This is a genomic window from Streptomyces sp. BE20 (assembly GCF_036322525.1).
Taxonomy (GTDB): Bacteria; Actinomycetota; Actinomycetes; order Streptomycetales; family Streptomycetaceae; genus Kitasatospora.
This window is the reverse complement of sequence record NZ_JAQYWW010000904.1, coordinates 291,406-316,940: the sequence shown is the minus strand read 5'-3', so window position 1 is coordinate 316,940 and position 25,535 is coordinate 291,406. Positions and strand designations below refer to the sequence as shown.

The following is a 25,535-nucleotide window of genomic DNA, read 5'->3' as shown; positions in this document are numbered from 1 at the left end:
AGCCGAACCATGACCGACGACCACGTGTACCTGAGCCTCGCCGAGGCGTCCCCCGAGCCCGAGGGCGAGGGCCGCTGGGCGTACGGGACGGGCTTCGCCGACCCGCTGCTCGGGGTGGACACCACCGTGCCGCCCGGGCTGGACGGCACCGACCTGGCCGCCTACTGCCTGATGCTCGGCGACGACGCGCTCGTCCTCTCCCAACGGCTGATCGAGTGGTGCACCCGGGCCCCGGAGCTGGAGGAGGAGGTCGCGCTCGCCAACCTCGGCCTCGACCTCCTCGGCCAGGCCCGCCAGCTGCTCACCCGGGCCGGGCAGGCCGACGGGTCCGGGCGCACCGAGGACGACCTGGCGTACTGGCGGGAGGAGCGCGACTTCCGCAACGTCCGCCTGGTGGAGGCACCGAACGGGGACTTCGCGTTCTCGATCGCCCGGCTGCTGCTCTTCTCCACGGCGCGCGGCGCGCTGTACGAGGCGCTGGCCGGGCACGCGGACCCGGTGCTGGCGGCGGTCGCCGCGCGGGGGGTGAAGGAGCTCGCCTACCACCGCGAGTACGCGACGGCCTGGACGCTGCGGCTCGGCGACGGGACGCCGTACTCGGCCGGGCGGATGCAGGCCGGGGTGGACGCGGTCTGGCCGCTGCTGGAGGAACTGTTCACGGCGCATCCGGTCGAGCTGCGGGTCGGTACGGACCCGGCGACGCTGCGCGAGCCGGTGCTGGCCTCACTGGCGGGCGTGCTCGCGGAGGCCGGGCTGGCCGTGCCGGACGTCCCCGGGCTGGCGGCGGTCGGCGGCCGGGCCGGCCGGGACGGGGTGCACACCGAGGCGCTGGGCCTGCTGCTGGCCGAGCTCCAGGTGCTGGCCCGGGCACACCCGGGGGCGACGTGGTGACCGCGGCCGGAACGGTCGCCCGCGGCAGGGCGTGGGAGGTCGCGTCGGAGGTGCCCGATCCGGAGCTGCCCATGCTGACCCTCGCCGACCTGGGCGTGCTGTCCGAGGTCGAGGTGGACGGCGGCGCCGTGACGGCGTGGCTCACCCCGACGTACTCGGGCTGCCCCGCCGTCGCCGAGATGGCCGCGGACGTGGACCGGCGGCTGCGCGCGGCCGGGTACGCGGACGTCCGGGTCCGGCTGCGGCTCGACCCGCCCTGGTCGACCGACCTGATCACCGCCGAGGGGCGCCGCAAGCTCGTCGAGGCGGGCATCGCCCCGCCCCGTCCGGGCGCCGCGGCCTCCGGCGGCGGCCCGGGGCCGGGTCTGCTGAGCCTCGGTCCGACCCGGCGCGCGGACCGGTCGGACGCGCCGGACGCGGGGACGGGCGCCGGCGTGCGGCCCGCTGCCGTGCGCGGCCATGTCGCCCCCGCGGCCCCCGTCGTCTGCCCGCTCTGCGGCTGCGCCGACACCGAGGAGCTGTCCCGGTTCGGCTCCACCGCCTGCAAGGCGCTGTGGCGCTGTCGCGACTGCCGTGAGCCCTTCGAACGTGTCAAGGAGATCTGAATGGCCGCCGTCCTGCCCGCCCGCCGCCCCACCTTCCACCTGCTGCGGGTCGCAGCGGTGGAGCGGCTCTGCGAGGACGCCGTCGCGGTGACCTTCGCGGTGCCGGACGGGCTCACGGACGCGTTCGCGTTCCGGCCGGGGCAGACGCTGACGCTGCGCCGGGTGGTGGACGGTGTCGACGAGCGCCGCTCCTACTCGATCTGCGCCCCCGCCGGCGGTCCGCTGCGGATCGCCGTCCGGGAGGTGCCCGGCGGGCTGTTCTCCCGCTGGCTGGTGCGCGACGCGGGCCCGGGGGAGGAGGTCGAGGTGCTGACGCCGTCCGGTCTCTTCAGCCCCGACCTCGCCGAACCCGCCGAGCACGTGCTGCTGGCGGCCGGCTCCGGCATCACGCCGATGCTCTCCATCGCCGCCTCCGTCCTGGCCGCCGACCGCACCTCGACCGTCACCCTCCTCTACGGCAACCGGCGCAGCGACACCGTGATGTTCTCCGACGAGCTGGCCGACCTGAAGGACCGCTACCTCGGCCGGCTGCAGCTGGTGCACGTGCTCTCCCGGGAGACCCGGGACGCCGAACTGCTCAGCGGCCGGCTCGACCCCGAACGGGTCGGGGCCCTGCTCAAGGCGCTGGTCGACGTGGAGGCCGTCGGCCACTGGTGGCTCTGCGGGCCGTTCGGGATGGTCGCGGGGGCGAAGGAACTGCTGGCCGGACTGGGCGTGCCGGCCGCGCGGGTGCACCAGGAACTCTTCCACGCCGAGGACGAGCCGATCGCCGAGCGCGTGCAGGACGGGCCGGGCCCGGACGAAGGGGAACGCAGCGAGGTCACCGTCGTCCTCGACGGGCGCGGCAGCACGCTCGCCCTGCCGCGCGACCGGTCGATCCTGGACGGTGCGCAGCGCTCCCGCCCGGACCTGCCGTTCGCCTGCAAGGGCGGGGTCTGCGGCACCTGCCGCGCCCTGGTCACCGAGGGCGAGGTGAAGATGCGGCGCAACTTCGCCCTGGAGGAGAAGGAACTGGCGGCCGGCTACGTCCTCACCTGCCAGGCCCGCCCGGTCACCGACCGGGTGACGGTCGACTACGACCGCTGAGCGGCTCGACCGCTGAGCAGCTCGGCCCGGTGCGCTGCGAGGAACCCGGCCGGCGGGGCGGGCTCGCGGCCGGGCGGCCGCCGCTCAGCCGACGACCGCGGCATCGGCCCCGGCCGGGTCGCCGAGCAGCGTGACGATCTCGTTGACCGCCGCCCGGCCGGCCCGGTTGGCGCCGATCGTGCTGGCGGACGGGCCGTAGCCGACCAGGTGGACCCGCGGGTCGGCGGTGGCGCGGGTGCCGGTGAGGGCGATGCCGCCCCCGGGGGAGCGCAGGCCCAGGCCGGCGAGGTGGCCGACCTCGGGCCGGAAGCCGGTCGCCCACACGATCGCGTCGACGGCGAGTTCCTCGTCGCCCCAGGCCACCCCGTGCTCGGTGAGGCGGTCGAACATCGGGCGGCGGTGCAGCGCGCCCAGCTCCTCGGCACGGCGGTAGGCGACCGACGGGCCGAGCCCGGTCACGCTCACCACGCTGCGCACCGGCAGACCCCGGCGGACCCGTTCCTCGACCTTGGCCACCACCTCGCGGCCGTACTCGGAGGTGAACGGTCCCTCGTGGTAGACGGGCGGGGTCCGGGTGACCCAGACCGTCTCGCCGACGGCCGCCACCTCCGAGAGCACCTGGATCGCCGACGCACCGCCGCCGACCACCAGCACCCGTCGGCCGGCGAACTCCTCCGGCCCCCGGTAGTCGGCGTAGTGGAGCCGGCGTCCGGCGAAGTGCCCCGGGTAGTGCGGGAGGAACGGGCGGGTCCACGTCCCGGTGGCGTTGATGAGGGCCCGCGTCGACCAGGTGCCGGTGTCGGTCTCGACGAGCAGCCGGGCGTCCGGGCTCGGGGACTCCGCCCGCACGGCCCGAACAGTCACCGGGCGCACCACCGGGAGCGCGTGCTTCGCCTCGTACGCCGCGAAGTACCCCGGTACGACCTCGCGGGCGGGCGCCTCCGGGTCCGGCTCGGGGAGCTCGAAGTCGGGCAGGTCGTGGAAGCCGTGCACGGTGGCCATCCGCAGCGACGGGGAGCGGTGGGCCCAGGCCCCGCCGGGGGCCTCGTCGGCGTCGAGGACGACGAACCCGCCCTCCTGACCGGTGCCGGTCGGGGAGGGGGCGAAGCCGCGGCGGCGCAGGTGGTAGGCGGCTGACAGACCGGCCTGGCCCGCGCCCACCACCAGGACGTCGACGTGTCGTACCTCGCCCGGGTTGGTTGCACCGTAAACAGTCACGCCGGTGAAACATCGGCAGGGCGGCTCGTGTTCCCGCCGCCCGCGGCCTGTCGCCCGAGGCCCGCCGCCTGTCGCCCGCCGCCTGCCCGCCCTGGTGGCGGGCCTCGGCCCCGAGGGCCGCCACCGGGCCGGCGTCTCGGCGCAGGAACCGTCCGCCGCCTACGGCACGGCGGGGGAGATCACCACCGCCGTGCCGTAGGCGCAGACCTCGGTGCCCACGTCCGCGGCCTCGGTGACGTCGAAGCGGAACATCAGCACCGCGTTCCCGCCCCGTGCCTTGGTCTGCTCGACCAGCCGCGCCATCGCCTCGTTGCGACTCTCCACCAGGGTCTTCGTCAGACCCCGCAGCTCGCCGCCGACCAGCGACTTCAGCGAGGCGCCGATCTGGCTGCCGATGTGCCGGCTGCGCACGGTCAGGCCGAAGACCTCGCCGATCACGTGGTCGACCCGGAAGCCGGGGATGTCGTTGGTGGTCACTACCAGGACCTGGGCGTCCGGGTGCTGCCCGCCGCCGTACTCGTCGATGTTTGCCATGAGCTCATCCTGTGGGCGGGCGGCCCTCCCGGCACAGAGGCGCGCGGCCCGGACTCGCCGCGGGGCGGCCCGGTGACGGCGAGAACGCGTAGGGTAGCCGGAACAGACCGGTGATCGGAGGCCCGAAAGGCCGTACCGTAGCCCCATGGGCGAGCGAAGCGATCATCCACAGGGGCCGGGCGCGGCGGAGGACTCCGGCGCGCAGGAGATCGAGGCGACGGTGGTGCTGGGTCTGCGGATCAGCGACTGGCCCGCGCTGCGGGCTGCGGCGATCGCGGCCGTGGAGGAACTGGACTTCGAGGGCATCGATCCGGCCGGGCAGCGCCGTGAGCTGCTGCGCGAGGTGGCCGAGGACGCCAACGCGGCGCTCGGCGCGCTGTTGCACCCGGACCGGCTGGTGGCGGCGATCCCGGGCGTCGAGGCACTCGGGGGGACGCTGGAGATCAGCGTCACCGAGGACTTCGCACCGGACTTCGCCGAGCTGTTCCCGCTGGACGGCGACGAGGAGGACGGCGGCTCGTCCGGCGACTGGACGCTGACGCCCCGTACGGCCTGCCTGCTGCACGCCCAGCTGATCGGCCTGGCCGACGCCGCGTACGACGACTTCGACGAGCACGAGGACGAGCCGGTCGTCGACGGCGAGGAGACGGACTGGACGGTCTTCAGCCGGCTGCCGCAGCGCACCTGGCGGTTGCACCGGGCCTGGCGCCGCACGATGGCCCGGGCCTTCGACGACCTCGCCGACGATCTCGCGCTCGGCGAGTGGCCGCTGCCGCGGTGCCTGGCCGAGGAGATCGCGCTGCGGCTGGCCCTGGTCGACGCCCGGACGCTGCTCGGTGCGCAGCCCGAGTCGGTCGCCGACATGATGGGCGACCTCCCGGCCGACCTGTACGACTACGACTGGGACGGCTGCCACGACGAGCTGTTCGGGGTCTACGGGCCGGACGACGGCGACGCGGAGCTGAACGCGGAGCAGCGGGCCGAGCTGCTGCTCGCGGCCACCCACCCCGAGGGCTGGTTCCTGACGTACGAGGACGCGGAGGAGCGCGACCCGCAGCGCGGCTTCCGGCGCTGACGGGCGGCGGCACGGCGCCGACCGGCCCCGAGCGGTGCCGACCGGTGTGCCGCGGCGGGCACCGCGGTGATCTCGGCGCCGCGGGGGCTGGCATGCTGGACCGGTGACTTCTCCGTTCGACGCCCCCGTCCCCGACCCGACGCCCGAGGACCGCGATGCCCGGCCGCAGTACGTGCTGCCGCTGGTCGTCCGGCTGGAGCGGACCGCGCCGCCCGGCCGGACCGACGCCCTGGAGACCTCGGCGCGGGCCGTGCTGACGCTGCTGAGCGACCGCCGGGTGACCGAGCCGGACGGCGAGTGGACGGAGCTGGTCGAGGCGTGGGAGGACGCGCGGATCCGCAAGGTGGTCCGGCGGGCGCGGGGCGGCGAGTGGAACCGGGCGGGCGAGCTGCCGGGGATCACGGTGGCCGGGCGGGAGGCGGAGGTGCGGGTGTTCCCGCCGGTTCCGCTCGACGGCTGGCCCAAGGAGCTCGCCAAGCTCCAGGTGTCCGGCACCGAACTGGAGGAGAGCGGCCCGGTCGACGCCCCGGCGCCCGGGGTGCCGGTGCTCTGGCTGAATCCTGAGGTGGAGATGAGCGCCGGCAAGACGATGGCCCAGACCGGGCACGCCGCCCAGCTCGCCTGGTGGCGGTTGGACGACGCGCAGCGCAAGGAGTGGGCCGAGTCCGGCTTCGCGCTCGCCGTCCGGACGGCCGGGCCCGAGGCCTGGGGGGAGCTGGTGGCGAGCGGTCTGCCGCTGGTGCAGGACGCGGGCTTCACGGAGATCGCTCCGGGGAGCAGCACCGTCGTCGCGGACCACCCGGCACTGCGGGGCTGAGCTGGCGGCCGGCTCCGCCTCGACCGGTGCCGGCCCGTGCGGTGCGGGCTGACCGGTGACGACGACCGGCCGAATTGCGGCAGCTGACGGGCGACAGGTGTCAGATCCTGTCGCCCGTCAGCTGTTTTCCGTCATTCGAGGTCGCCGGGCGGTGATCCGCTCCGTGTGGCAGGCCAGCTCGGTCAGTTTCCACGTCCAGTCCGTCCCGTCCTGCTCGCACCGGGTCCGGGTGTCGGCGGTGAGCGGGGCGAGCGCGGTGAACCCGCTCTCCACCATGCGCAGCCGGGTGTGGTTGCCCGGTTCCCGGGTGAGGGTGAACTCGACCAGGGTCGATCCGCCTGCCGCCGCCCCCGTTCCGGCCTCCTCGCCGGACGCGGCCACAGCCGCCCCCGTTCCGGCCGCGCCCGGCGACCAGCGGAAGGAGAAGCGGCCCGGTCCCTCCACCCGTTCGATCCTGGCCGGCAGCCTGCCGCGCGGCCCGTGGTCGAGGACCATCCGCCCGCCGGGCCTGAGGTCGATCTCGGCGGGTGCGTCGGCGCCGAACCAGGCGCCCAGGAACTCCGCCTGGGTGAGCACTTCCCAGACCCGTTCGCGCGGTGCGGCGATGACGATCTCGCGTTCGATGCTGCCGGTGACCATGCCGTGAACCTCCCCGATCCGTTGCCCGAGGATCGCACGCCCCCGCCATAATGTGCAACTCCAGGGTTGCACATTATGGCGGGGGGTGGGGCGGGCCCGGGTCAGGCCTCGTACCGGCGGAGGGTCCGCAGGCCGCCGTACGCGGCGGCGGCGGCCCAGCCGGCCATGATCAGCAGACCGGTCCAGTGCCCGTACGCGACCTGCGGGTCGTCGACGTAGAGCAGCGCGTACTGGCCCGCGCGGTCCGGGAGGAACTGCACGGCGTGACGGACGACCGGCACGCCGGACAGCAGCGGGGTGAGCAGGAAGACCGTCGGCACCAGCAGGCCCATCGCCGCGGTGAGGCTGCGCAGCACGGCGGTCAGGCCGAGGCAGAACACGACCAGCAGCGCCGGATAGAGCACCCCGGCGGCGGCGCTGCGGACCAGTCCGGGGCCGTCCCGGCCGGCGGGCACGAAGGCGGCGTAGCCGGCGAGGGAGCCGGCGCTCCCGAGCAGTCCGGCGCCGAGGCCGACGGCCGCGCCGAGGGCGAGTTTGGCGGCGTAGAGGCGGCCTCGGCGCGGGACGGCGGTCAGCGAGACGCCGATCATGCGGGTGTGGAACTCCTGCCCGACCAGCAGCACCCCGAAGCAGACCAGGGCGGCCTGACCGAAGTTGAGGCCGTAGTGGATGCCCGCCCCGGGGTCGTCGGCGAGGCCGGCGTCCTTCTCGCCGAGCGTCGCGGCGACGGCGGTGCCGAGGCCGACGGTGAGTGCGACGGCGACGAGCGGGGTGATCCAGAGCGGGCGCAGGGTGGTGAGCTTGATCCACTCGCTGCGGAGCGCGGCTCGGAGCGTGGCGGTCGGCGGTGTGGTGGTCGGCGGCGCGGTGGGGGTGGCGAGGGCGCCCATGCCGCCACCGCCCGGTACGAGGGCGCTCATGCCGCCACCGCCCGGTACTCGACGCTGTCGGCGGTCATGCGCATGAAGGCCTCCTCCAGAGAATCCTGGTGAACCGCGATCTCGTACAGCACCACGCCGGCGGCGGCGGCGAAGGCGGCGATCTGCTCGGGTGCCGCCCCCCTGACCTCCCAGGCGCCGCCGTCCACCGGTTCGGCGGTGGCGCCGACGAGACGGGCGCCGAGGCCGGCGCCGCCCAGCAGGGCGTCCAGCTTCACCGGGTCGACCGCGCGCACCCGGATCCGGGTGCGGCCGTGGCGGTCGATGAACTCCGAGGTCGCGGAGTCCGCCAGCAGCCTGCCCCGGCCGATCACCACCAGGTGGTCGGCGGTCAGCGCCATCTCGGTCATCAGGTGCGAGGAGACCAGCACCGTGCGGCCCTCGGCGGCCAGGCCCCGCAGCAGGGTGCGGATCCATCGGATGCCCTCCGGGTCGAGGCCGTTCACCGGTTCGTCGAGCATCAGCACCGGCGGGTCGCCGAGCAGGGCGGCGGCCACGCCGAGGCGCTGGCGCATGCCGAGCGAGAAGCCCCGGATCCGCCGGCCGGCCGCGTCGGCGAGGCCGACCTGGGCGAGCACCTCGTCGACCCGGCGGTCCGGCAGGGCGTTGCCGGCGGCCAGCCAGCGCAGGTGGCCGCGCGCCGTGCGGCCACCGTGCAGGGCGTGGGCGTCGAGCAGTGCGCCGACCTGCCGCAGCGGAGCGTCCAGTTCGGCGTACGGGCGGCCGTTCACCAAGGCCCGGCCGGCGGTCGGCCGGGCCAGACCGAGAACCAGCCGCATGGTGGTGCTCTTGCCCGCTCCGTTGGGCCCGAGGAACCCGGTCACCACCCCGGGCCGGACCTCGAAGTCGAGGCCGTCCACCACGCGTGCCCCGGCGTACTCCTTGGTGAGGCCCTCCACCTTGATCACGTCTGCCCCTTCCCCTCTCCACCGCTTGTCGCGGACCGTCGGCGGCTCCGCTTCCGACGGGCCGCCGCTCCGACGTCTCCATGGGACCGCGGCGGACCCCGGTGGCGGATCCCGCCCGGGAGGGGATGCTTCTCCCTCCCGAGAGGGAGGCCACCCGCAGCGCTGACCTGGCAGGATGGCGCCATGCCCCGGATACTCGCGCCCCTGCTGAGCGCCGTGACGTACGCGCGCTGGCTGCATCTAGTGATCGGGTGCGTGTTCTCCGGCGTCGTCCTGATGGTCTATCCGGGCGTCTCCGGACCGAGCCTGGCCGAACTCCTGGTCCGGGCCGTGCCGGTGGACGCGGTACTGCTCGTGGCGGCCGCGCTGGTGCCCGCGATGCGCCGGGCGGAAGGGGTGCAGGCGAGGCTGCTGCTCGTCCCCGACCGGGAGCGGGACATCGCCGCCGAGCCCGCCCGCACCTGGGCCGACCGTCGGCGGACGGCGGTCTGGCTGGTCGGTCGGGTCGGGCTCGGGACGGCCGTCGGTACCCTGTCGGTGCTGGTGCCGATCGCCGCCGTCGACCTGCTGACCACCAGGACGCCGGATCTGCAGGGCGTCCGGCTCCCCGCGCTGGAGGGGCCGTCCTGGTACCCGCTGCTGGCGCCGGTGCTGCTGTTCGGGCTCGGATGGCTGATCGTCTGGGCGGGTCGGCTCCAACTCGCCATGGCGGTGCGGCTGCTGGGGCCTTCACCGGCCGAGCGGCTGGCCGCCGCGGAGCTGCGCGCCGAACGCCTGCTGGAACGCAACCTGTTGGCCCGCGAGCTGCACGACTCCATCGGCCACGCCCTGACGGTGACGGTCCTTCAGGCCGGGGCGGCGCGCGAGGTCGGCGATCCGGCGTTCGTCGCCAAGGCGCTCGAAGTCATCGAGGAGACCGGGCGGCAGGCGATGGACGACCTGGAGCGGACGCTCGCGCTGCTCCGTGGCGCGCGGGAGGGCGGACCGGGCGCGGCCGGGGAGGCGGCAGCGGCGGGAGGTGATGCCCTCGGGCCCCTCGGGCCCGGCGAGGCCGGGAGCAGGGGTGATGCGCGCGAACGGCCTGGGATCGAGCAGTTGCCCACACTGTTCGACACCGCGCGGGCGGCGGGCAGCCCGGTGGAGGCGTGGATCGACGTGGCGCCGGCGAAGCTCCCCGGTGTGCTCTCCCGTGAGGGCTACCGGATCGTCCAGGAGGGCGTCACCAACGCCCTCAAGTACGCGCCCGGCGAACCGATCACCGTCCGGATCGCCGTCCGGGACGGCCGGTTGGAGCTGCGCTGCGTCAACGCCTCCCGGACGGGCGGTGGGACGGCGGTCCGGCCGTCACCGCGACGGGGCGGCAAGGGACTTCGCGGCATCCGGGAACGGGCCGTGCTGCTCGGCGGGGAGGCCTCGGCCGGGGTGGAGTCCGGCGAGTGGGTGCTGGCCGTTCGCGTGCCCCTACGCTTGGGCGCGTGATGATCGACATTCTGCTGGCCGATGACGAGGAGCTGGTCCGCGCCGGACTGCGCGCCGTCCTGGAGGCGCAGGGCGACCTACGGGTCGTCGGCGAGGCGGCCGACGGCGCCGAGGCGCTAGCCCTGGCCCGCCGGCTGCGTCCGCACGTGGTGCTGATGGACGTCCGGATGCCCGGGGTCGACGGACTCACCGCCACCCGTGAGCTGGTCCGCGACGCGGCCGCCCCCGGGGGGTGCGCGCCGAAGATCCTGGTCGTCACCACGTTCGAGATCGACGACTACGTCTACCAGGCCCTGCGCGCAGGGGCGGACGGCTTCCTGCTGAAGCGCACCCGGCCGGCCGAGATCGCCCGGGCGGTCCGGCTGGTCGCGGCCGGGGAGTCACTGCTCTTCCCCGCCCAGATCCGCCGCCTCGCCGCCGGGCAGGGCAACCGGGAGGCGCGCGAGACGATGGCCCGCGCCGCCCTGACCGACCGTGAGGCCGAGGTGCTGCGTCTGGTGGCCCGCGGCCTGACCAACGGGGAGATCGCCGCGCACCTGGTCCTCGGGGTGCAGACGGTGAAGACGCACGTCAGCAGCGTGCTGGCGAAGCTCGGCGCCCGCGACCGCACCCAGGCGGTGATCGCCGCGTACGAGGCGGGCTTCGTGGTGCCCGCCGAGTAGCCGCCCGGCAGCCCCCGGCAGCCACCCGCAGGTGCTCCCGGGTCCGGCGCGGGTCCGGCGCGGGTCCGGCGTGGATGCCGATGGCCGCCGCCGGGCGGGCGCCACCCGGCGGACGGGCGGGCGGGAGGAGGCGGGGCGTCAGGCCGGGTACGCGTGCGTCTGGGTGGCCTTGACCGCCGCCCACACCGTCGCCCCGGGAGCGAGGTCGAGCTCCGCCGCCGCGGCCGGAGTCAGGTCGGCGGCCATCGGGACGGGGCCGGCCAGATCGGCCCGGACCTGGTCGCCGTGCAGGTCCAGCCCGGTGACCGTCAGTTCCCAGACGTTGCGCGCACTGCCCGTCGGCCGTTCGCGGTGCAGCGTGACGGCGGACGGCGGGAACGCCACGAAGGCCGGTCCGGACAGCTCCTCGGTGGTGGCCAGCGCCGTGCCGTTCGCCAGCGTGACGCGACGGCCCTCGGCGGCGCCCTGGTACAGGTTGAGGCCGACCAGCCGGGCGATGTAGTCGGTGCGCGGGCGCCTGGAGATCTCCGCGGGACTGCCCGACTGCACCTCGTGCCCGTCCTCGATCACCACCAGCCGGTCGGCCAGCACCATCGCGTCCAGCGGGTCGTGCGTCACCAGGACCGCCACTGCCTCGAACTCGGCCAGATGGCGCCGCAGTTGAGCCCGGACGTCGAGCCGGGTGCGGGCGTCCAGGGCGGCCAGCGGCTCGTCCAGGAGCAGCAGCCTCGGGCGGACGGCCAGCGCGCGGGCGAGTGCGACCCGTTGCTTCTGACCGCCGGAGAGCCGGCCCGGGCGGGCCTCGGCGTGCTCGGCCAGGCCCATCCGGTCCAGCCAGCCGGCGGCCTCGGCGCGCGCCTCCCGTTTGGGGCGGCCCTGGCAGCGCGGGCCGAAGGCCACGTTGTCGAGCGCGCTGAGGTGCGGAAACAGCAGGTAGTCCTGGAAGACCACGCCGACCGGACGCTCCTCGGCCGGGGTGTGCAGCCGCCGGGCCGGGTCCTCCAGGACCCGGCCGTCCAGGCTCAGACGGCCGTCGGTGAGCGGGAGCAGCCCGGCCAGTGCGCGCAGGGCGGTGGACTTGCCCGCGCCGTTCGGCCCGAGCAGGGCCACCACCTCGCCGGGGGCGGCGGAAAGGGCGAGGTCCAGGGTGAAGGAGGCGCGGTCCACCCGCAGGCGGGCGTCGAGGCCGGCGGCAGCGGGAGCCGGGCCGGGGTCCCGGCGGGGCGGCGGGGCGGCGGGGTCGGTGGCGGGTGTCATCGGCGGGGCGGTCCAGGGGTATGGCCCGGGGTGGTACCCGGGGCGCGTTCCGGGGAGGGGCGGGGCGAGGGACGCCGGGCCACGCGCGGCAGAAGGCGCGGGACGAGGCCCGGTGCGGGCCGCCGGGCGGTGGCCGGGCTCACGGCGTGGACATCCAGCGCTCGCGCAGACCGGCCAGCACGGCCACCGACACCACCAGCAGCACCAGCGACAACGCGATCGCCGCCTCCGGGTCGGATTCCATCGCCAGGTAGACGGCGAGCGGCATGGTCTGGGTCCGGCCCGGGAAGTTGCCCGCGAAGGTGATCGTCGCACCGAACTCGCCCAGCGCCCGTGCCCAGGCCAGTACCGCGCCGGCGCCGATGCCGGGCGCGATCAGCGGCAGCGTCACCCGGCGGAAGGTGGTCAGCCGGGAGGCGCCCAGCGTGGCCGCCGCCTCCTCGTAACGCGGGTCGGCGGCCCGCAGCGCGCCCTCGACGCTGATCACCAGGAACGGCATCGCGACGAACGCCTCGGCGATCACCACACCGGTGGTGGTGAACGGCAGGGTGAGGCCGAAGGCCGAGTCCAGCCACGAGCCGACGATGCCGCGCCGCCCGAGCACCAGGAGCAGCGCCACGCCGCCGACCACCGGTGGCAGTACCAGCGGCAGCGTGACCAGGGCCCGGATCAGCCGGCGGCCCGGCAGCTCGGTCCGGGCCAGCAGCCAGGCCAGCGGCACCCCCAGCACCAGCGACACCCCGGTGGCAGCCGTCGCGCAGACCAGGGAGAGGCGCAGCGCCTCCCACACCTGTGGGCTGGTGAGCTGGTCGGACAGCGAACTCCAGGGCGCCCGGACCAGCAGCCCGACCAGCGGGAGGACCAGGAACGCCAGGCCGAGCAGCGCCGGGAGCAGCAGCGTGAGCGGCACGCGGTGCGCCCGCCGCCACGGGCGGGTCCGGGGCGTGCGGGGGCCCCGGACCGGCGCGCCCGCGGCGGTCGGTCGGGCGCCGTCCCCGGTGGACGGGCCGGCGGTACGGCGGATCACGGCGCCTGGAAGCCCGCCGCGGTGAGCACCTGCTGAGCCTCGGGCGACTGGACGTAGGCGACGAAGGCGGCGGCGCCGTCCTTGTTCGGGGCCTTGGCCAGGGCGGCGATCGGGTAGTCGTTCACGGCCTGGGCGGCCTCGGGGAATTCCACGCCGTCGATCTTCGCAGCATCGGCCTTGACATCGGTGCGGTACACCAGCGACGCGTCGACCTCGCCGAGTTCGACCTTGGTCAGCGCGCCCTTGACGTCCTGCTCCAGGGTGACCGGGGTGAGGGCGACGCCGGCGGCCTTGAGCGCCGTCAGGGCGGCGGCGCCGCAGGGCACCTCCTTCGCGCAGAGCGCGACCTTCACCCCGGGGGCGGTGAGGTCGGCCAGACCCGTGACGTGCCGGGGGTTGCCCTTGGGGACGGCGATGGCGAGCGTGTTCTTCACGAAGGTCTTCGGCGCGCCGGTGGCGCCCCCCGCGTCCGTGACGGTCTTCATGGTCGCCGGGCTGGCGGCGGCGAAGACGTCGGCCGGGGCGCCGGAGTTGATGCTGGCGGCGAGGGCGGAGCTGCCGGCGAAGTTGAAGGTGACCTTGGCGCCCGGGTTGGCGGCCTCGAACTTCTTGCCGAGCTCGGTGAAGCTCTCCTTGAGCGAGGCGGCGGCGAAGACGGTGACGGAGCCGGAGACCTTCGGAGCCCCGGCGGTGGCGCCGCCCGCGGTGGTCGCGGTGCCGGCGGTGCCCGGGCTCCCGGCGCCACCACCGTTGCCGGCGTCGCTGCTGCACGCGGTGGCTCCGAGGCCGAGGACGAGGGCCGCGGCGGCGGCGACGGCGAGTCTGCGGGTGTTCATGTCCCTTGCTTCCCCTCCTGGGCGCGCCGGAAGGGGCGCGGGGTCTTCACCGCAGGTGCGGCGATTTCGGTGATTATAGTGCCGCAGTTGCGAGTGGATAGTCGCCTGTCTCATCGCACAGGCGAGGGTGGTCGAAGGTGGCGGGTCCGCTGTCGGAAGACGCAAGCCCGGTCGCCGCGGGAGCGAAAACCCTTGGCGCGCGCGTGGCTCGAAAGGCCGGAGCGGCTCCTGCCCGGACGCCGTACGCACAGTCGGCCGACCGGCCGGACCTCACCTGCGGCGGGTCCGGCCGCTCCGAGAACCCCGGCTGCGCGGCGTTCGATGGCTCGGTCGTGCCGGCCGACCGGCCTGGCTGCTGTTCGCCCGCCTGCTGTCCGCCGGGGTCCGCCCGGGGCCGTCCGGGGGCTGCGGGCAGGCGGGAGGGGTGCCGGGCCCTCGCGGCCCGGCACCCCCGTCGTGGTGGGCGCGGCCGGGTCAGCCGCGCGACTGGAACGCGATCCGGGTCCAGCTGGAGCCCGGGCAGTTGCCCCAGACCGCCCACGGCTCGGTCCGGGCGCCGATCCAGAGGCCGGTGCTGGACGTGCCGTTGGCGCAGTACGTGATGGTGCGCAGCTCGCCGGAGTAGATCCGGCAGTTGCCCTCCCAGCGCCAGCCGTAGTCGGCGGTGATGACGCAGTGGTAGGAGGCGGTGATCGCGGCGGGCGACGCGACGCCCGATCCGGCCGTGATGGTCTGGTCGGCGGCGCGGGCCTGCTCGGCGGCCGGCGCGTGGGCGGTCGGCCCGGCGGTGGCCGGGAGGGTGGTGGTGCCGAGCACGCCGAGGGCGGCGGCGGCCACCATCCCGAGCCTGGCGATGTTCCGGGCGATACAACCGGTCATGGCGTTTGTCTCCTCGCTCATGTGATGTGGCCCCGGCCGGGCGGCGAGGAAAACCAATTCCCTTGCGCCGTCCGGTCGGTGACGTATTGCACACGAATGACTGCGCACAGTGGGGTGACGAACTATGATGTGACCTGCGTCACAGTCCGGGTGGCCGGTGCGTGCCACCTGGTCTTTCGGGTGCCGATTTCCGAGGGGAGCGGCATGGAGTTCTCGTCAGGCTGTCGAGGTGAACCGGATCCGGGCGCCGGTTCCGATGTCGACCGGGCCGATTTCAATCGGGTGTTCACGGAATTGCTGCCGAGGCTCCATCGGGCGGCCGTTCAGCTGACCGGAAATTCGTTCGGCGCGGGTGATGTCGTCCACGACGCCTATCTGCGAATAGCGCGCCGCCCCGACCGATTCCTCCGCCATCCGCAGCCGTACGCCTATGCGTTCACGACGATGGTCAACATCCTCCGCGACGAGTGGCGCCGCGACCGTCGCCGCACGGTGCTGTCGGAGGCGGCCGAGGACGCGTACGGCGGGCCGGGCCGGGCCGGACGGGCCGACGCGTCGGGCGGTGGCGTGGGGGAGCTCCAGGCGCACTGGGAAGTGGTCCGGCTGTTGGGCTGTCTGACGGTAAAGCAGGCGCGGGCGGTGCTCCTGATCGACCTCGACGGGTACAGCCTGGAGGAGGCCGCCCGCTTGCTCGGCGTGCACCGCTCCACCCTGGCCGTCACCCGGCGGCGGGCTCTCGCCCGGCTCCGCGCCGTCCTCGAACGGGAGAGCGGTCCGGGGTCGGGCGCACCACCCCCGGGGCGGCTGCCGGCACCGCGGGACGGGGCGGGCGGTCCGGCCTCCGCCGGTTCCGACGCACCGAACTGACGGCAAGTCAGCTCGTCCGGTGCATCGGCCCGTACGCTGAAAATCGTGATCACGTACGAGGAGCACCGGCTCCTTTCCCTGGCCGACGACGGCCGCTGGACCGAACTGCTGGGTGCCTACCGGCAGGCCCGGTCCGCCGCCATCGCGCTCGACGGCCGTGCCGGTTACGGCGGTCATGACGGCTACGACGGCTACGACGACCGCGGCGGCTGCGAGAGCTGCGGGAGCTGCGGGAGCTGCGGGAGCGGTGGCGGGCCCGGCGGATACGGCGCCCACGCCGCTCCGGGCGCCGCTCCGGCCGGGCCCGGCGGCCCCGGTGGCGCCGGACGCGTGCTCGACGGCGCCGCCCGGACCCGGGCCGCCGCCGCGACCGCGCCCCTCGGCCACCTGATCGCCTACGCGGCGCCGCCCGAGGTGGCCGCCCGGCTGTTCGACGCGGACGGCGGCCCCGGAACCGCCGCCGGTGCGGACGACCACGACGCCGGGCCGCTCTGGGAGGTGCTGGCGACCCGGCACTCCTGGCGGCGGCTGGCCCCGCTGCTCGGCCCGGTGGAGGTGCGGCGGCTGGTCGCGCAGACCCGGGTGCTGCTCGGCGAGGACCTCTCCTACGGCGCCGAACCGGACCCGGAGGGCGTCCCGCTGCTCATGGAGCCCTGGGAGTCCGCGGGCTGGGGCGAGGGGGTGCGCGTCCGGGAGTACCTGCCGGGCGGCGGTTCGCGCAGCGCGCTGCTGACCCTGCCCGCCAGCCGGGAGGGCCTCGGCCCGGTGGAGCTCCCCGGGCCGGGGACGCGCCTGCCCGGGCAGGCGGCCACCCGGGCGCTGGCCGAGCTGGCGGGCTGGGCGGTGGCGGTCTGCGTCCGGGGCACCGCGCAGTGCGCCGCCGCCCAGCTGGCGCCCGGGCGGCTGGTGACCGGCGGGTACCTGCCGTTCGCGCTCGCCTGCCCGGCGCTGGTCCAGGCGGGCGTCGCGGACCGGACGCGCGGTGCGGCCCACGGGCGGCTGGCGCTCTGGCGGGTGCTGGCCGCGATGACCGGCGCGGACCGCCCGGACCGGGGGGAGGTCAACGCCCTGGTCGCGCGGATGCGCTGCTTCACCTGGGACGACCCGGCGGACCGGCTGCGGCACCTGCACCTCGCGCTGGAGGACCCGGCGACCGGCCTGAGCTGGGCGGTCAGCGGGTCCGAGGAGATCTGAGAGCGAGTCCGTGGACGGGTCGGCCGACGTGGTCGGTCCGTCCGGGTTCCGGCGAGGGCGCCGCGGCCCGGTCGTGGGCCGGGCAAGGGGGGAACCCCCGGCCCGGCGCCGTTCCGGGGGGTTGGGCGGGGCGCCGTTCCGGGGGAGTCTCATCGGGAGGGCGGGACCGGGGGTCAGACGGCCGCCGCGCTCGGGGTGCCGTGGGCGGTCGGGGCGGGCTCGGGCGGGCCGACCGGAGCGGGAACCGTGCCGGGGGCCGCCGCGCCCGGGGCCTCGGCGTCGGCGGGGCCCGCGTGGGTGTCGACCAGGGTCCGCTCGTCGAACGGCACCGCGCCGGTCAGGACCTGCCGCGCCCGCTCGCGGTCGAACTCGCCGGTCCACTGCCCGACCAGGACGGTGGCCACGGCGTTGCCCGCGAAGTTGGTGAGCGCCCGGGCCTCGGACATGAACCGGTCGATACCGACGATCAGCCCGACCCCGTCCACCAGCGCCGGCTTGTGCGACTGCAGCCCGCCGGCGAGCGTGGCCAGCCCGGCGCCGGTGACCCCGGCCGCGCCCTTGCTGGCGATCACCATGAAGACGAGCAGGGACAGCTGCTCACCCACCGACATCGGCTTGTCCAGCGCCTCGGAGATGAAGATCGAGGCCATCGTGAGGTAGATCGCGGTGCCGTCCAGGTTGAAGCTGTAGCCGGTCGGGACGGTGATGCCGACCACCGGACGGCTGACGCCCAGGTGCTCCATCTTGGCGATCAGCCGGGGCAGCGCGCTCTCCGAGGAGGAGGTGGAGAGGATGAGGAGGAACTCGCGGCCGAGGTAACGCAGCAGGGTGAAGATGTTGACGCCCGCGACCAGCCGCAGCAGCGTGCCGAGCACCACGACCACGAACAGGGCACAGGTCGCGTAGAAGCCGATCATGATGACGGCGAGGCTCTTCAGCGCGGCCGTGCCGGTCGCGCCGACCACCGCCGCCATCGCCCCGAAGGCGCCGATCGGCGCCACCCACATGATCATCGACATGACCCGGAAGACCAGCCGCTGCACGTGCTCGACGCCGCGCAGCACCGGCGCTCCGGCCGGGCCCATCGCCTGCAGCGCGAAGCCGGCCAGCAGGGCGACCAGCAGGGTCTGGAGCACCTTGCCCTCGGTCAGGGCGGAGAGCATGGTGGTCGGGATCATCCCGAGCAGGAAGTCGGCGGTGGACTGGGCGCCCCCGGCGGCGGCCTGGGCGTGGCCGGACTTGGCGAGCGCGGTGGTGAGGTGGAGGCCGCCGCCGGGCTCCAGGAGGTTGCCCACCAGCAGGCCGATGGCGAGTGCGACGGTCGACATGGTGAGGAAGTAGCCGAGCGCGAGTCCGCCGACCTTGCCGACCTTCGCGGCCTTGGTGACCGAGCCGATGCCCAGCACGATGGTGCAGAAGATGACCGGGCTGATCATCATCTTGATCAGGTTGACGAAGCCGGTCCCGATCGGCTTCAGCTCCACCGCGAAGCCGGGCGCCGTCAGTCCGACCACGACACCCGCGACCACCGCCACGATCACGGCGAGGTACAGGACGTGGGTGCGGTCCTTCCGTCTGACGGCCTCGGCCTGCGGCCCTGCTCCGGTGATCGACATCTGCGGCTCCTTCGCCCAGCTGTGCCCTGCGCTCCTGGCGGCCCCGGGTGGTGGGCCGCTCCGACTATGGGGTCGGGGCGTGACGCGGGTCACGTTTGCGTTCATAGAGTTCACGGGGCGGCGGTCGAGGTCCGGGGGCTGCGGGCGGAGGGCCGGGAGGGCCGGGAGGGCCGTGGCGCCGGTCCGGGGCGGTGCCCGGGTGCGGGCCGGCCCCCGCGGCCCGTGGTGCACACTGACAGGCATGTCCGCGCGCACCCTCCCCTCGCCGCGCCGGCCGGTGCGCAGCCTGGCCGGACAGCTCTTCGTCGTCCAGGTCGTCATCGTCGCCGCCGTGGTGGCCGGCGGAGCCGTGCTCGCGTACCTGTTCACCGCCGACCGCACCGAGGACGCGGCCCGCCGCCAGGTCACCGCCGTCGCCCGTGCGGTCGCCGACTCGCCGGCCGTCCTGGCCGCCGTCTCCGGGCCCGACCCGACCGCCGTCCTCCAGCCGTACGCCGAGCGGGTCCGCGTCGACACCGGGGTCTCCTTCGTCACCGTGATGGACACCGCGGGCGTCCGCTGGACCCACCCCCTCCCCGAGCAGATCGGCCGGACCTTCCTCGGCCACATCGACTGGGCGCTCGCCGGGGAGACCCGCAGTGAGACCTACACCGGCACGCTCGGTCCGTCGGTACGGGTGGTCACGCCGGTGCTGGACGACCGGGGCCGGGTGGTCGCGCTGGTGAGTGCGGGCATCACCGTGCAGTCCATCTCGGCCCGGCTGCGCGGCCCGCTGCTCGCCCTGGTCGGGGTCGCCGGGGCCGCACTGGCGGTCGGCGGGATCGGCACCTACCTCGCCAACTCCCGGCTGCGGCGGCATACCCACGGGATGGGTCCGGCCGAGCTCAGCCACCTCTACGAGTACCACCAGGCCACCCTGCGGGCGGTGCGCGAAGGACTCGTGCTGCTCGACCGCCGCCACCGGGTGGTGCTCTGCAACGACGCGGCCCGCGAACTCCTCGGCCTGACCGGGAGCCTGGACGGCCGGCCGATCGGGGAACTCGGCCTGCCGGAGGCGCTCGTCGCCGCGGTGCTGGGGGACGTTCCGGTGCGGGACGAGGTCCACCTGACCGCGGAGCGGGTGGTGGTGCTCAACACCTCCACCATCGGTACCGGTCTCGGCCGCGTCCTCACCCTCCGGGATCACACCGAACTGCAGTCGCTGAGCGGCGAGTTGGATTCGGTGCGCGGGTTCACCGAGGCGCTCGGCGCGCAGGCGCACGAGGCCGCGAACCGGTTGCACGCCGTCGTCTCGCTGATCGAACTGGGCCGCCACCGCGAGGCGGTGGAGTTCGCCACCGCCGAACTCGCCCTCGCCCAGCGGCTCACCGACCGCGTGGTCGCCGCCGTCGGCGAGCCGGTGCTGGCCGCCCTGCTGCTCGGCAAGGCCGCCCAGGCCGCCGAACGGGGCGTGGAGTTGACGCTCACCGCGGACAGCTCGATCGACGACGGGGTGCTGCCGCCGGGGCTGTCCGCCCGCGACCTGATCACCGTCCTCGGCAACCTGGTCGACAACGCCGTCGACGCGGCGATCGCCGGCGCCGCCGAGAGCCCCGTCCAGCCCGAGGTCACCGTGACCGCGCGGATCGACGACGGCCACCTCCTGCTCCGGGTCGCCGACACCGGCGCCGGGATCGACCCGGCCGCCGTGGACGACGTGTTCCGGCGCGGCTGGAGCACCAAGCAGGACGTCCGCGGGCACGGACTCGGCCTCGCACTGGTGGCCCAGGCCGCCCGGCGCAACGGCGGCACCGTCGAGGTCGGCCGGGACCGGGGCGCGGTGCTCACCGTCCGGCTCCCGCTGGTCCGGCAGCCCGGGCCGCCCCGGCCGCGTGCGGCGGTGGCGCCGTGAACCCGGCCCCGCGGACGCCACCGGCCGGGCCACCGGCCGGGCCGTCGGGCGGGTCGTCGAACAGGTCGTCGGGCACGCCGTCGAACGGGCCCTCCGGCGGGCCCGTCCGACGGCCCGAGATCACGGTCCTGGTGGTCGAGGACGACCCGGTGGCCGCCGCCGCCCACGCCCTGTACGTCGGGCGCGAACCCGGGTTCCGGGCGGTCGGCACCGTCCACGGCTGCGCCGACGCGCTGCGCTTCCTGGAGCGCGCCCGCGCCGCGGGGAGGCCCGTGGACCTGACCCTGCTCGACCTCTACCTGCCGGACGGGCACGGGCTCCAGCTCTGCGGCGCCCTGCGCGCGGCCGGGCACACCACCGACGTCATCGCCGTCACCTCGGCCCGCGACCTCGCGATGGTCCGCCAGGCGGTCTCCGCCGGGGTCGTCCAGTACCTGCTGAAGCCGTTCGGCGCCGCCGCGCTGCACGACCGCCTGGAACGCTACGCCCGCTACCGCGACACCCTCGCCCGGGCCGGCGAGGCCACCGGTCAGGACGAGGTCGACCAGGCCCTCGCGCTGCTCCGCACCCCCGAACGGACCGCGCTGCCGAAGGGGTTGAGCGCCCCGACGCTGGACACCGTCGCCGCCGTCCTGCGCGAGGCCCGCACCGGTCTGTCCGCCGCTGCCGCCGGTGTCGCGGCCGGGGTCTCCCGCATCACCGCCCGCCGTTACCTGGAGCACCTCGTCGACTCCGGGCTCGCCGCCCGCGAACCCCGGTACGGCACCGTCGGCCGCCCGGAGCTCTGCTACCGCTGGACCGGCGGGGGCGGGGGCGGGGGCGGGGGCTGGGAGGGGATCGGGCCGGGATCGGCATGACCCGCTCGTCGCGGAGCGGCCGGGACCGTGCCGTCGCGGTGGCGGCGACTGCCGCGTCGATCGCGCACTCGTGACCGTGCGGCCCGGGGCCGCCGACGGGCCGGGGGGCCTCGCCCGTCGGGCCCGCACTTCGTCGGGGGGTTCCCGTAACCTCTTGGCGGCCTTGGTCGTTGAGGTCTAGGGCGGTCACCGGCCGAGGGGGATCCGTCACCGGTTCGGGTGGTTCTGACGGCCCCAGGGCGAGGTCGGATCGGCCTCCGTTCTAAAGTTAGGCTTACCTAACTTCCTGGGAGTTCGCCTTGACGCTCGCCGCCGAGCCCGCCACCGGTCCGACCGTCCCCACCGTCCCCGTACCCACCGCTCCTGCCGTACCGTCCGCCGTCGCCGCGGCGGACGCCGCACCGGCCGCCGCGGCCGTCCTGCGCCGTCAGCGCGTCCGCGAGTCCGCCGCCCGCACCTACGCCCGGTCGTTCCCGATCGTCCCGGTGCGCGCCCACGGCATGACCGTCGAAGGTGCGGACGGCCGCCGCTACCTGGACTGCCTCTCCGGCGCAGGCACCCTCGCGCTCGGCCACAACCACCCCGTGGTGCTGGAGGCGATCCGCCGCACCCTGGACAGCGGAGCGCCCCTGCACCTGCTCGACCTCGCCACCGCGGAGAAGGACGACTTCACCACCGCTCTCTTCGACAGCCTCCCGCCCGGGTTCGCCGACGGCGCCCGGGTGCACTTCTGCGGGCCGGCCGGAACCGACGCCGTCGAGGCCGCGCTCAAACTGATGCAGACGGCCACCGGCCGCTCCGGCGCCCTCGCCTTCACCGGCGCCTACCACGGCATGACCGCCGGCGCGCTCGCGCTCACCGGCAACGTCGCCGTCAAGGAGCCGCTGCCCAGCGGTGGTGAGGTCGCGCGCCTGCCCTACCCGTACGGCTACCGCTGCCCGTTCGGGGTCGGCGGCGAGGCCGGCGCCGAGCTGTCGGCCACCTACGTCGAGCGACTGCTCGACGACCCCTCCGGCGGGGTCGTCCGGCCCGCCGCCATGGTCCTGGAGGCCGTGCAGGGCGAGGGCGGTGTCGTCCCCGCCCCCGACGGCTGGTTGCGGGCGATGCGCCGGATCACCGCCGAACGCGGCATCCCGCTGATCGTCGACGAGGTCCAGACCGGCGTCGGCCGCACCGGGGCGATGTGGGCGGTCGAGCACAGCGGGATCGTCCCCGACGCGATGGTGCTCTCCAAGGCGATCGGCGGCAGCCTGCCGCTGGCCGTCGTCGTCTACCGCGAGGAGTACGACGGCTGGCGCCCCGGTGCGCACACCGGGACCTTCCGCGGCAACACCCTGGCCATGGCCGCCGGCGCGGCCACCCTGCGGTTCGTCTCCGCCCACGGCCTGGCGGAGCGGGCCGCGGTGGTCGGCGCGCGGATGGTCGAACGGCTGCGCGCGCTCGCCGGGGAGCTGCCGGTGATCGGCGACGTCCGCGGACGCGGGCTGATGATCGGCGTCGAGCTGGTCGACCCCACCGCCGAACCGGACGCCTGCGGGGCCCGCCCGGCCGCGCCCGAGCTGGCGGTCCGGGTCCGCGAAGCGTGCCTGGCGCGCGGACTGATCGTCGAACTCGGCGGGCGGCACGACGCCGTGCTGCGCCTGTTGCCGCCGCTCACCATCACCGACGAGCAGGTGGCGGCCGTGCTGGACCGGCTCGCGGACGCCGTCGCGGCGGCTTCCGCCGTTTCGGCGGCAGGCACCGGTGCGGGACCGCACGTGGCGGGGTCCGCGTGAACGCGGCCGGAGCGGAGGGCGGGCCCGGGGCCGGCGGCGGACCCGTCGCCCCGGGCCCGGCGGCCGACGCCCTGTCCGGCGGCGTCGGCGGCCCGGCCGCGCTCGGCCCGCTGCTGGCCGCCGTCCTGGACGCGCTGGAGACCGGAGCCACCCGGCGGGGCGGGCCGCTGCCCGCCGGCCGCCCCGCCGACACCGCCGCCAGGGTCACCGCCGCGATGGCCGCGGCGCCCGGCCCCGACGCGCTCGCCCGGCTCACCGACCTGCTCGCCCACGGCGCCGCCGACCCCGCGGACCCGTACTGCGCCGCGCACCTGCACTGCCCGCCGCTCGCCGTGGCCGTCGCCGCCGACCTCGCCGTCAGCGCGCTCAACCCCTCCCAGGACTCGTGGGACCAGGCCCCCGCCGCGACCGCGCTGGAGACCGCGCTGCTCGCCGAACTCGCCGCCCTCGTCGGTTACGACCCGGCGCACGCCTCCGGCGTCCTCACCTCCGGCGGCACCGAGTCCAACCTGATGGGCCTGATGCTCGCCCGCGACCAGGGACTCGACGGCATCGTCGAACTGGACGGCCTGCCGCCCGGCGCCACTCCCCGGATCTTCGCCTCCCGGGCCGCGCACTTCTCCGTCCAGCGTGCCGCCGCCCTGCTCGGGCTCGGCGAACGGGCCGTGGTCCCCGTCGCGGTCGACCGCGACCTGCGGATGGACCCGGCCGCGCTGGCGGACGCCCTGGCCGGGGCGAGCTGGGCCGGGCACACCCCGATCGCCGTCGTCGCCACCGCGGGCACCACCGACACCGGCGCCGTCGACCCGCTGCCCGCGCTCGCCGACCTGGCAACCCGCTACGGGGCCTGGCTGCACGTCGACGCCGCGTACGGCGGCGGCGCCCTGCTCTCCGACCGGCTCGCCCCGCTCCTCGACGGCATCGCCCGCGCGGACTCCGTCTCGCTGGACTGGCACAAGCTCGGCTGGCAGCCCGCCGCCGCCGGTGTCTTCCTGGTCCGCCGCGCCGAGTCGTACGTCTCGCTCGCCCGCCGGGCCGAGTACCTCAACCCGGCCGACGACGAACGGGCCGGTTACCCGAGCCTGCTGGGTCAGTCGCTGCGCACCACCCGGCGCGCCGACGCCTTCAAGATCGCCGTCACCCTGCACACCCTCGGCCGGGCCGGCCTCGGTCGCCTGGTCGACGCCTGCCACGACCTCGCGCGGGCCGCCGCGGACACCGTCCGGGCCGAACCCGAGCTGGAGCTGCACGCCGAACCGGTCCTCACGGCCCTGCTGTTCCGCTACCGCCCGCCGGGCGCCGACGGCGAGCCGGCGGCGCTCGACGAGGCCAACGCCGAGCTGCGCCGGGTGCTGCTGCGGGAGGGCCGGGCCGTCGTCGGGCGGACCGAGCTGCCCGGCGAGGGGCCCGGCCGGGTCCGGCTGAAGTTGACGCTGCTCAACCCGCACACCACCCCGGAGGAGGTGGCCGGTCTGCTGCGTGAGGTCGTCTCGGCCGGCCGGGAGGTGTGGCGCGGCTGACCGCGGAGGACCGGGGGCGGGCTCCGCGGTGCCCGCCCCCGGTCCTACCGGGTGAGGAGGATGTCCCGGGTGCGCTCCCAGGTGGCGGGGTCGGCCGCGACGAGGAGGCCGTCCTCGCAACCCGGGGCCTCGGGACGGTAGGGGGAGCCGTCGAGGCGGGCGGAGACCCCGCCGGCCTCGCTGACCAGCAGGGACCCGGGCGCGTGGTCCCAGGGCAGGGTCCGCCAGTAGAGGATGAAGTCCAGCGCGCCGTCGGCGATGTCGGGGTACTCGATGCCGGCGGCGTGGCGCCCGGCGGTGATCTCGCCGAAGGCGATGGTGTTGGCCTCGACCGTGCGGCGGCGGTCCGGGTCCAGGAAGCGGCTCTTCACCGAACCGCGCCACTTGGCGGGGTCGGCGGCGGCCGGGGCGCGGGTGAGGCGGTGGCCGTCGCGCCAGGCGCCTGCGCCGAGTTCGGCGGTGTAGGAGGTGGCGGTGGCGGGCTGCCAGATCCAGGCGGCGACGGTCCGGCCGTCGCGGACCAGGGAGACCATCACGGCGTACTCGGGGCGGCCGGCGATGAAGTTCGAGGTGCCGTCGACCGGGTCGACGAGCCAGGCCGCGGGCTCGGAGTGCAGGGCGAGGGCGAGGGCGGGGTCGGCGGCGACGGCCTCCTCGCCGACCACGGGGAGGGGCAGCAGTTCGCGCAACCGCCGGGCGATGATCACCTCCGCCTCGCGGTCGGCGACGGTCACCACCTCGCCGGGAGCCTTCTCCATCACTTCTCCGGCGGCCAGCGCCCGGAACCGGGGCTCCACCACCTCGGCCGACGCCTCGACGAGGATCTTCGCCACCTTGTCCATCAGCACGTATCCGCTCCCTTCACCGGCTACCACTTTCGCACGTCAGTACGGTGACGGCCTGCGCCGTCCCCCCGTGGGAAGGCGCGGACGACTCTGGGGTGACGGATTCCGCAGTCTGTCAC

At 75.6% G+C, this 25,535-nt stretch carries 25 protein-coding genes; 13 read left to right on the top strand and 12 right to left on the bottom strand.

The window, feature by feature from the left end; translation table 11 throughout:
- The first annotated feature begins 9 nt into the window (after positions 1 to 9).
- From paaC to paaE, 3 genes are read left to right on the top strand one after another with little or no spacing between them, the layout of a single operon-like run.
- On the top strand, positions 10 to 891 hold the full coding sequence (gene paaC, locus PUR61_RS20830; protein WP_329880620.1) for a 1,2-phenylacetyl-CoA epoxidase subunit PaaC: 882 nt from the start codon (positions 10 to 12) through the stop codon (positions 889 to 891).
- On the top strand, positions 888 to 1,496 hold the full coding sequence (paaD, locus tag PUR61_RS20825) for a 1,2-phenylacetyl-CoA epoxidase subunit PaaD (protein WP_443035205.1): 609 nt from the start codon (positions 888 to 890) through the stop codon (positions 1,494 to 1,496). The genes paaC and paaD overlap by 4 nt, the downstream gene beginning before the upstream one ends.
- Entirely contained in the window at positions 1,497 to 2,582 is a 1,086-nt protein-coding gene (gene paaE, locus PUR61_RS20820) for a 1,2-phenylacetyl-CoA epoxidase subunit PaaE (RefSeq protein WP_329880617.1), read from the top strand.
- Positions 2,583 to 2,666: 84 nt separating this feature from the next.
- Here the strand turns inward: paaE and PUR61_RS20815 are convergent, their stop codons facing one another.
- Together PUR61_RS20815 and PUR61_RS20810 are read right to left on the bottom strand one after the other, a co-directional pair.
- Entirely contained in the window at positions 2,667 to 3,800 is a 1,134-nt protein-coding gene (locus tag PUR61_RS20815; protein ID WP_329880615.1) for an NAD(P)-binding domain-containing protein, read from the bottom strand.
- A gap of 159 nt (positions 3,801 to 3,959) precedes the next feature.
- On the bottom strand, positions 3,960 to 4,334 hold the full coding sequence (locus tag PUR61_RS20810) for a YbjQ family protein (protein ID WP_329880614.1): 375 nt from the start codon (positions 4,332 to 4,334) through the stop codon (positions 3,960 to 3,962).
- Positions 4,335 to 4,479: 145 nt separating this feature from the next.
- Between PUR61_RS20810 and PUR61_RS20805 the strand changes: the two genes are divergently transcribed.
- Both PUR61_RS20805 and PUR61_RS20800 read left to right on the top strand, forming a co-directional pair.
- Complete coding sequence (locus PUR61_RS20805) at positions 4,480 to 5,409, top strand: hypothetical protein (protein WP_329880612.1); 930 nt, start codon at positions 4,480 to 4,482, stop codon at positions 5,407 to 5,409.
- Positions 5,410 to 5,512: 103 nt separating this feature from the next.
- Entirely contained in the window at positions 5,513 to 6,226 is a 714-nt protein-coding gene (locus PUR61_RS20800; protein WP_329880610.1) for an aminoacyl-tRNA hydrolase, read from the top strand.
- A gap of 117 nt (positions 6,227 to 6,343) precedes the next feature.
- Here the strand turns inward: PUR61_RS20800 and PUR61_RS20795 are convergent, their stop codons facing one another.
- From PUR61_RS20795 to PUR61_RS20785, 3 genes are all read right to left on the bottom strand, one after another.
- On the bottom strand, positions 6,344 to 6,865 hold the full coding sequence (locus PUR61_RS20795) for an SRPBCC domain-containing protein (protein ID WP_329880609.1): 522 nt from the start codon (positions 6,863 to 6,865) through the stop codon (positions 6,344 to 6,346).
- Positions 6,866 to 6,966: 101 nt separating this feature from the next.
- Positions 6,967 to 7,785, bottom strand: coding sequence for an ABC transporter permease (locus tag PUR61_RS20790; protein ID WP_329880608.1), 819 nt, complete (start codon positions 7,783 to 7,785; stop codon positions 6,967 to 6,969).
- Entirely contained in the window at positions 7,782 to 8,711 is a 930-nt protein-coding gene (locus PUR61_RS20785; RefSeq protein WP_329880607.1) for an ABC transporter ATP-binding protein, read from the bottom strand. Before PUR61_RS20785 ends, PUR61_RS20790 begins: the two co-directional genes overlap by 4 nt.
- A 183-nt stretch (positions 8,712 to 8,894) precedes the next feature.
- On the opposite strand from PUR61_RS20785, the gene PUR61_RS20780 reads away from it, so the two are divergent.
- Together PUR61_RS20780 and PUR61_RS20775 are read left to right on the top strand one after the other, a co-directional pair.
- Positions 8,895 to 10,190, top strand: a complete 1,296-nt coding sequence (locus PUR61_RS20780) for a sensor histidine kinase (RefSeq protein WP_329880605.1) — start codon at positions 8,895 to 8,897, stop codon at positions 10,188 to 10,190.
- Positions 10,190 to 10,852, top strand: coding sequence for a response regulator (locus tag PUR61_RS20775; RefSeq protein WP_443035209.1), 663 nt, complete (start codon positions 10,190 to 10,192; stop codon positions 10,850 to 10,852). The genes PUR61_RS20780 and PUR61_RS20775 overlap by 1 nt, the downstream gene beginning before the upstream one ends.
- Positions 10,853 to 10,990: 138 nt before the next feature.
- Here PUR61_RS20775 and PUR61_RS20770 read toward each other — a convergent pair whose 3' ends face one another.
- The 5 genes from PUR61_RS20770 to PUR61_RS20750 form a co-directional block, all read right to left on the bottom strand.
- Positions 10,991 to 12,109, bottom strand: a complete 1,119-nt coding sequence (locus PUR61_RS20770; RefSeq protein WP_329880601.1) for an ABC transporter ATP-binding protein — start codon at positions 12,107 to 12,109, stop codon at positions 10,991 to 10,993.
- A 139-nt stretch (positions 12,110 to 12,248) separates the two neighbouring features.
- Positions 12,249 to 13,133: an ABC transporter permease gene (locus tag PUR61_RS20765; protein ID WP_443035208.1), complete on the bottom strand. Its 885-nt coding sequence runs from the start codon at positions 13,131 to 13,133 to the stop codon at positions 12,249 to 12,251.
- Positions 13,133 to 13,972, bottom strand: a complete 840-nt coding sequence (gene modA, locus PUR61_RS20760) for a molybdate ABC transporter substrate-binding protein (RefSeq protein ID WP_329880599.1) — start codon at positions 13,970 to 13,972, stop codon at positions 13,133 to 13,135. Before modA ends, PUR61_RS20765 begins: the two co-directional genes overlap by 1 nt.
- Before the next feature lie 474 nt (positions 13,973 to 14,446).
- Positions 14,447 to 14,851, bottom strand: a complete 405-nt coding sequence (locus tag PUR61_RS20755; RefSeq protein WP_329880598.1) for a hypothetical protein — start codon at positions 14,849 to 14,851, stop codon at positions 14,447 to 14,449.
- 216 nt (positions 14,852 to 15,067) lie between these two features.
- Positions 15,068 to 15,217 carry a hypothetical protein gene (locus PUR61_RS20750; RefSeq protein WP_329880674.1) on the bottom strand — a complete coding sequence of 50 codons (150 nt, stop codon included), beginning with the start codon at positions 15,215 to 15,217 and terminating at the stop codon, positions 15,068 to 15,070.
- Here PUR61_RS20750 and PUR61_RS20745 point away from each other — a divergent pair.
- Entirely contained in the window at positions 15,146 to 15,718 is a 573-nt protein-coding gene (locus PUR61_RS20745; RefSeq protein WP_329880669.1) for an RNA polymerase sigma factor, read from the top strand. The genes PUR61_RS20750 and PUR61_RS20745 overlap by 72 nt on opposite strands.
- A gap of 45 nt (positions 15,719 to 15,763) precedes the next feature.
- Complete coding sequence (locus tag PUR61_RS20740) at positions 15,764 to 16,912, top strand: hypothetical protein (RefSeq protein ID WP_329880596.1); 1,149 nt, start codon at positions 15,764 to 15,766, stop codon at positions 16,910 to 16,912.
- Positions 16,913 to 17,085: 173 nt separating this feature from the next.
- Here PUR61_RS20740 and PUR61_RS20735 read toward each other — a convergent pair whose 3' ends face one another.
- Positions 17,086 to 18,528 carry a cation:dicarboxylate symporter family transporter gene (locus PUR61_RS20735; RefSeq protein ID WP_329880594.1) on the bottom strand — a complete coding sequence of 481 codons (1,443 nt, stop codon included), beginning with the start codon at positions 18,526 to 18,528 and terminating at the stop codon, positions 17,086 to 17,088.
- Positions 18,529 to 18,769: 241 nt separating this feature from the next.
- On the opposite strand from PUR61_RS20735, the gene PUR61_RS20730 reads away from it, so the two are divergent.
- From PUR61_RS20730 to PUR61_RS20715, 4 genes are all read left to right on the top strand, one after another.
- Positions 18,770 to 20,419 (top strand): sensor histidine kinase, encoded by a 1,650-nt coding sequence (locus tag PUR61_RS20730; RefSeq protein WP_329880592.1) that lies wholly within the window; start codon positions 18,770 to 18,772, stop codon positions 20,417 to 20,419.
- A gap of 131 nt (positions 20,420 to 20,550) precedes the next feature.
- Entirely contained in the window at positions 20,551 to 21,276 is a 726-nt protein-coding gene (locus tag PUR61_RS20725; RefSeq protein WP_443035204.1) for a response regulator, read from the top strand.
- Between the two features lie 299 nt (positions 21,277 to 21,575).
- Complete coding sequence (locus PUR61_RS20720) at positions 21,576 to 23,051, top strand: diaminobutyrate--2-oxoglutarate transaminase (RefSeq protein ID WP_329880590.1); 1,476 nt, start codon at positions 21,576 to 21,578, stop codon at positions 23,049 to 23,051.
- Positions 23,052 to 23,122: 71 nt separating this feature from the next.
- The gene (locus PUR61_RS20715) at positions 23,123 to 24,571 is read left to right on the top strand and encodes a pyridoxal phosphate-dependent decarboxylase family protein (protein ID WP_329880665.1); all 1,449 of its coding nucleotides are present in this window, start codon (positions 23,123 to 23,125) and stop codon (positions 24,569 to 24,571) included.
- Positions 24,572 to 24,615: 44 nt separating this feature from the next.
- Here PUR61_RS20715 and PUR61_RS20710 read toward each other — a convergent pair whose 3' ends face one another.
- The gene (locus PUR61_RS20710) at positions 24,616 to 25,413 is read right to left on the bottom strand and encodes an inositol monophosphatase family protein (RefSeq protein ID WP_329880663.1); all 798 of its coding nucleotides are present in this window, start codon (positions 25,411 to 25,413) and stop codon (positions 24,616 to 24,618) included.
- Between the last annotated feature and the right edge of the window lie 122 nt (positions 25,414 to 25,535).

What these genes read in the sequence shown, in the direction of transcription:
- paaC (WP_329880620.1), top strand. Translation starts at nt 10, where the DNA reads ATGACCGACGACCACGTGTACCTGAGCCTCGCCGAGGCGTCCCCCGAG.
- paaE (WP_329880617.1), top strand. Translation starts at nt 1,497, where the DNA reads ATGGCCGCCGTCCTGCCCGCCCGCCGCCCCACCTTCCACCTGCTGCGG.
- PUR61_RS20810 (WP_329880614.1), bottom strand. Translation starts at nt 4,334, where the DNA reads ATGGCAAACATCGACGAGTACGGCGGCGGGCAGCACCCGGACGCCCAG.
- PUR61_RS20805 (WP_329880612.1), top strand. Translation starts at nt 4,480, where the DNA reads ATGGGCGAGCGAAGCGATCATCCACAGGGGCCGGGCGCGGCGGAGGAC.
- PUR61_RS20795 (WP_329880609.1), bottom strand. Translation starts at nt 6,865, where the DNA reads ATGGTCACCGGCAGCATCGAACGCGAGATCGTCATCGCCGCACCGCGC.
- PUR61_RS20790 (WP_329880608.1), bottom strand. Translation starts at nt 7,785, where the DNA reads ATGAGCGCCCTCGTACCGGGCGGTGGCGGCATGGGCGCCCTCGCCACC.
- PUR61_RS20780 (WP_329880605.1), top strand. Translation starts at nt 8,895, where the DNA reads ATGCCCCGGATACTCGCGCCCCTGCTGAGCGCCGTGACGTACGCGCGC.
- PUR61_RS20775 (WP_443035209.1), top strand. Translation starts at nt 10,190, where the DNA reads ATGATCGACATTCTGCTGGCCGATGACGAGGAGCTGGTCCGCGCCGGA.
- PUR61_RS20770 (WP_329880601.1), bottom strand. Translation starts at nt 12,109, where the DNA reads ATGACACCCGCCACCGACCCCGCCGCCCCGCCGCCCCGCCGGGACCCC.
- modA (WP_329880599.1), bottom strand. Translation starts at nt 13,972, where the DNA reads ATGAACACCCGCAGACTCGCCGTCGCCGCCGCCGCGGCCCTCGTCCTC.
- PUR61_RS20755 (WP_329880598.1), bottom strand. Translation starts at nt 14,851, where the DNA reads ATGACCGGTTGTATCGCCCGGAACATCGCCAGGCTCGGGATGGTGGCC.
- PUR61_RS20735 (WP_329880594.1), bottom strand. Translation starts at nt 18,528, where the DNA reads ATGTCGATCACCGGAGCAGGGCCGCAGGCCGAGGCCGTCAGACGGAAG.
- PUR61_RS20730 (WP_329880592.1), top strand. Translation starts at nt 18,770, where the DNA reads ATGTCCGCGCGCACCCTCCCCTCGCCGCGCCGGCCGGTGCGCAGCCTG.
- PUR61_RS20710 (WP_329880663.1), bottom strand. Translation starts at nt 25,413, where the DNA reads ATGGACAAGGTGGCGAAGATCCTCGTCGAGGCGTCGGCCGAGGTGGTG.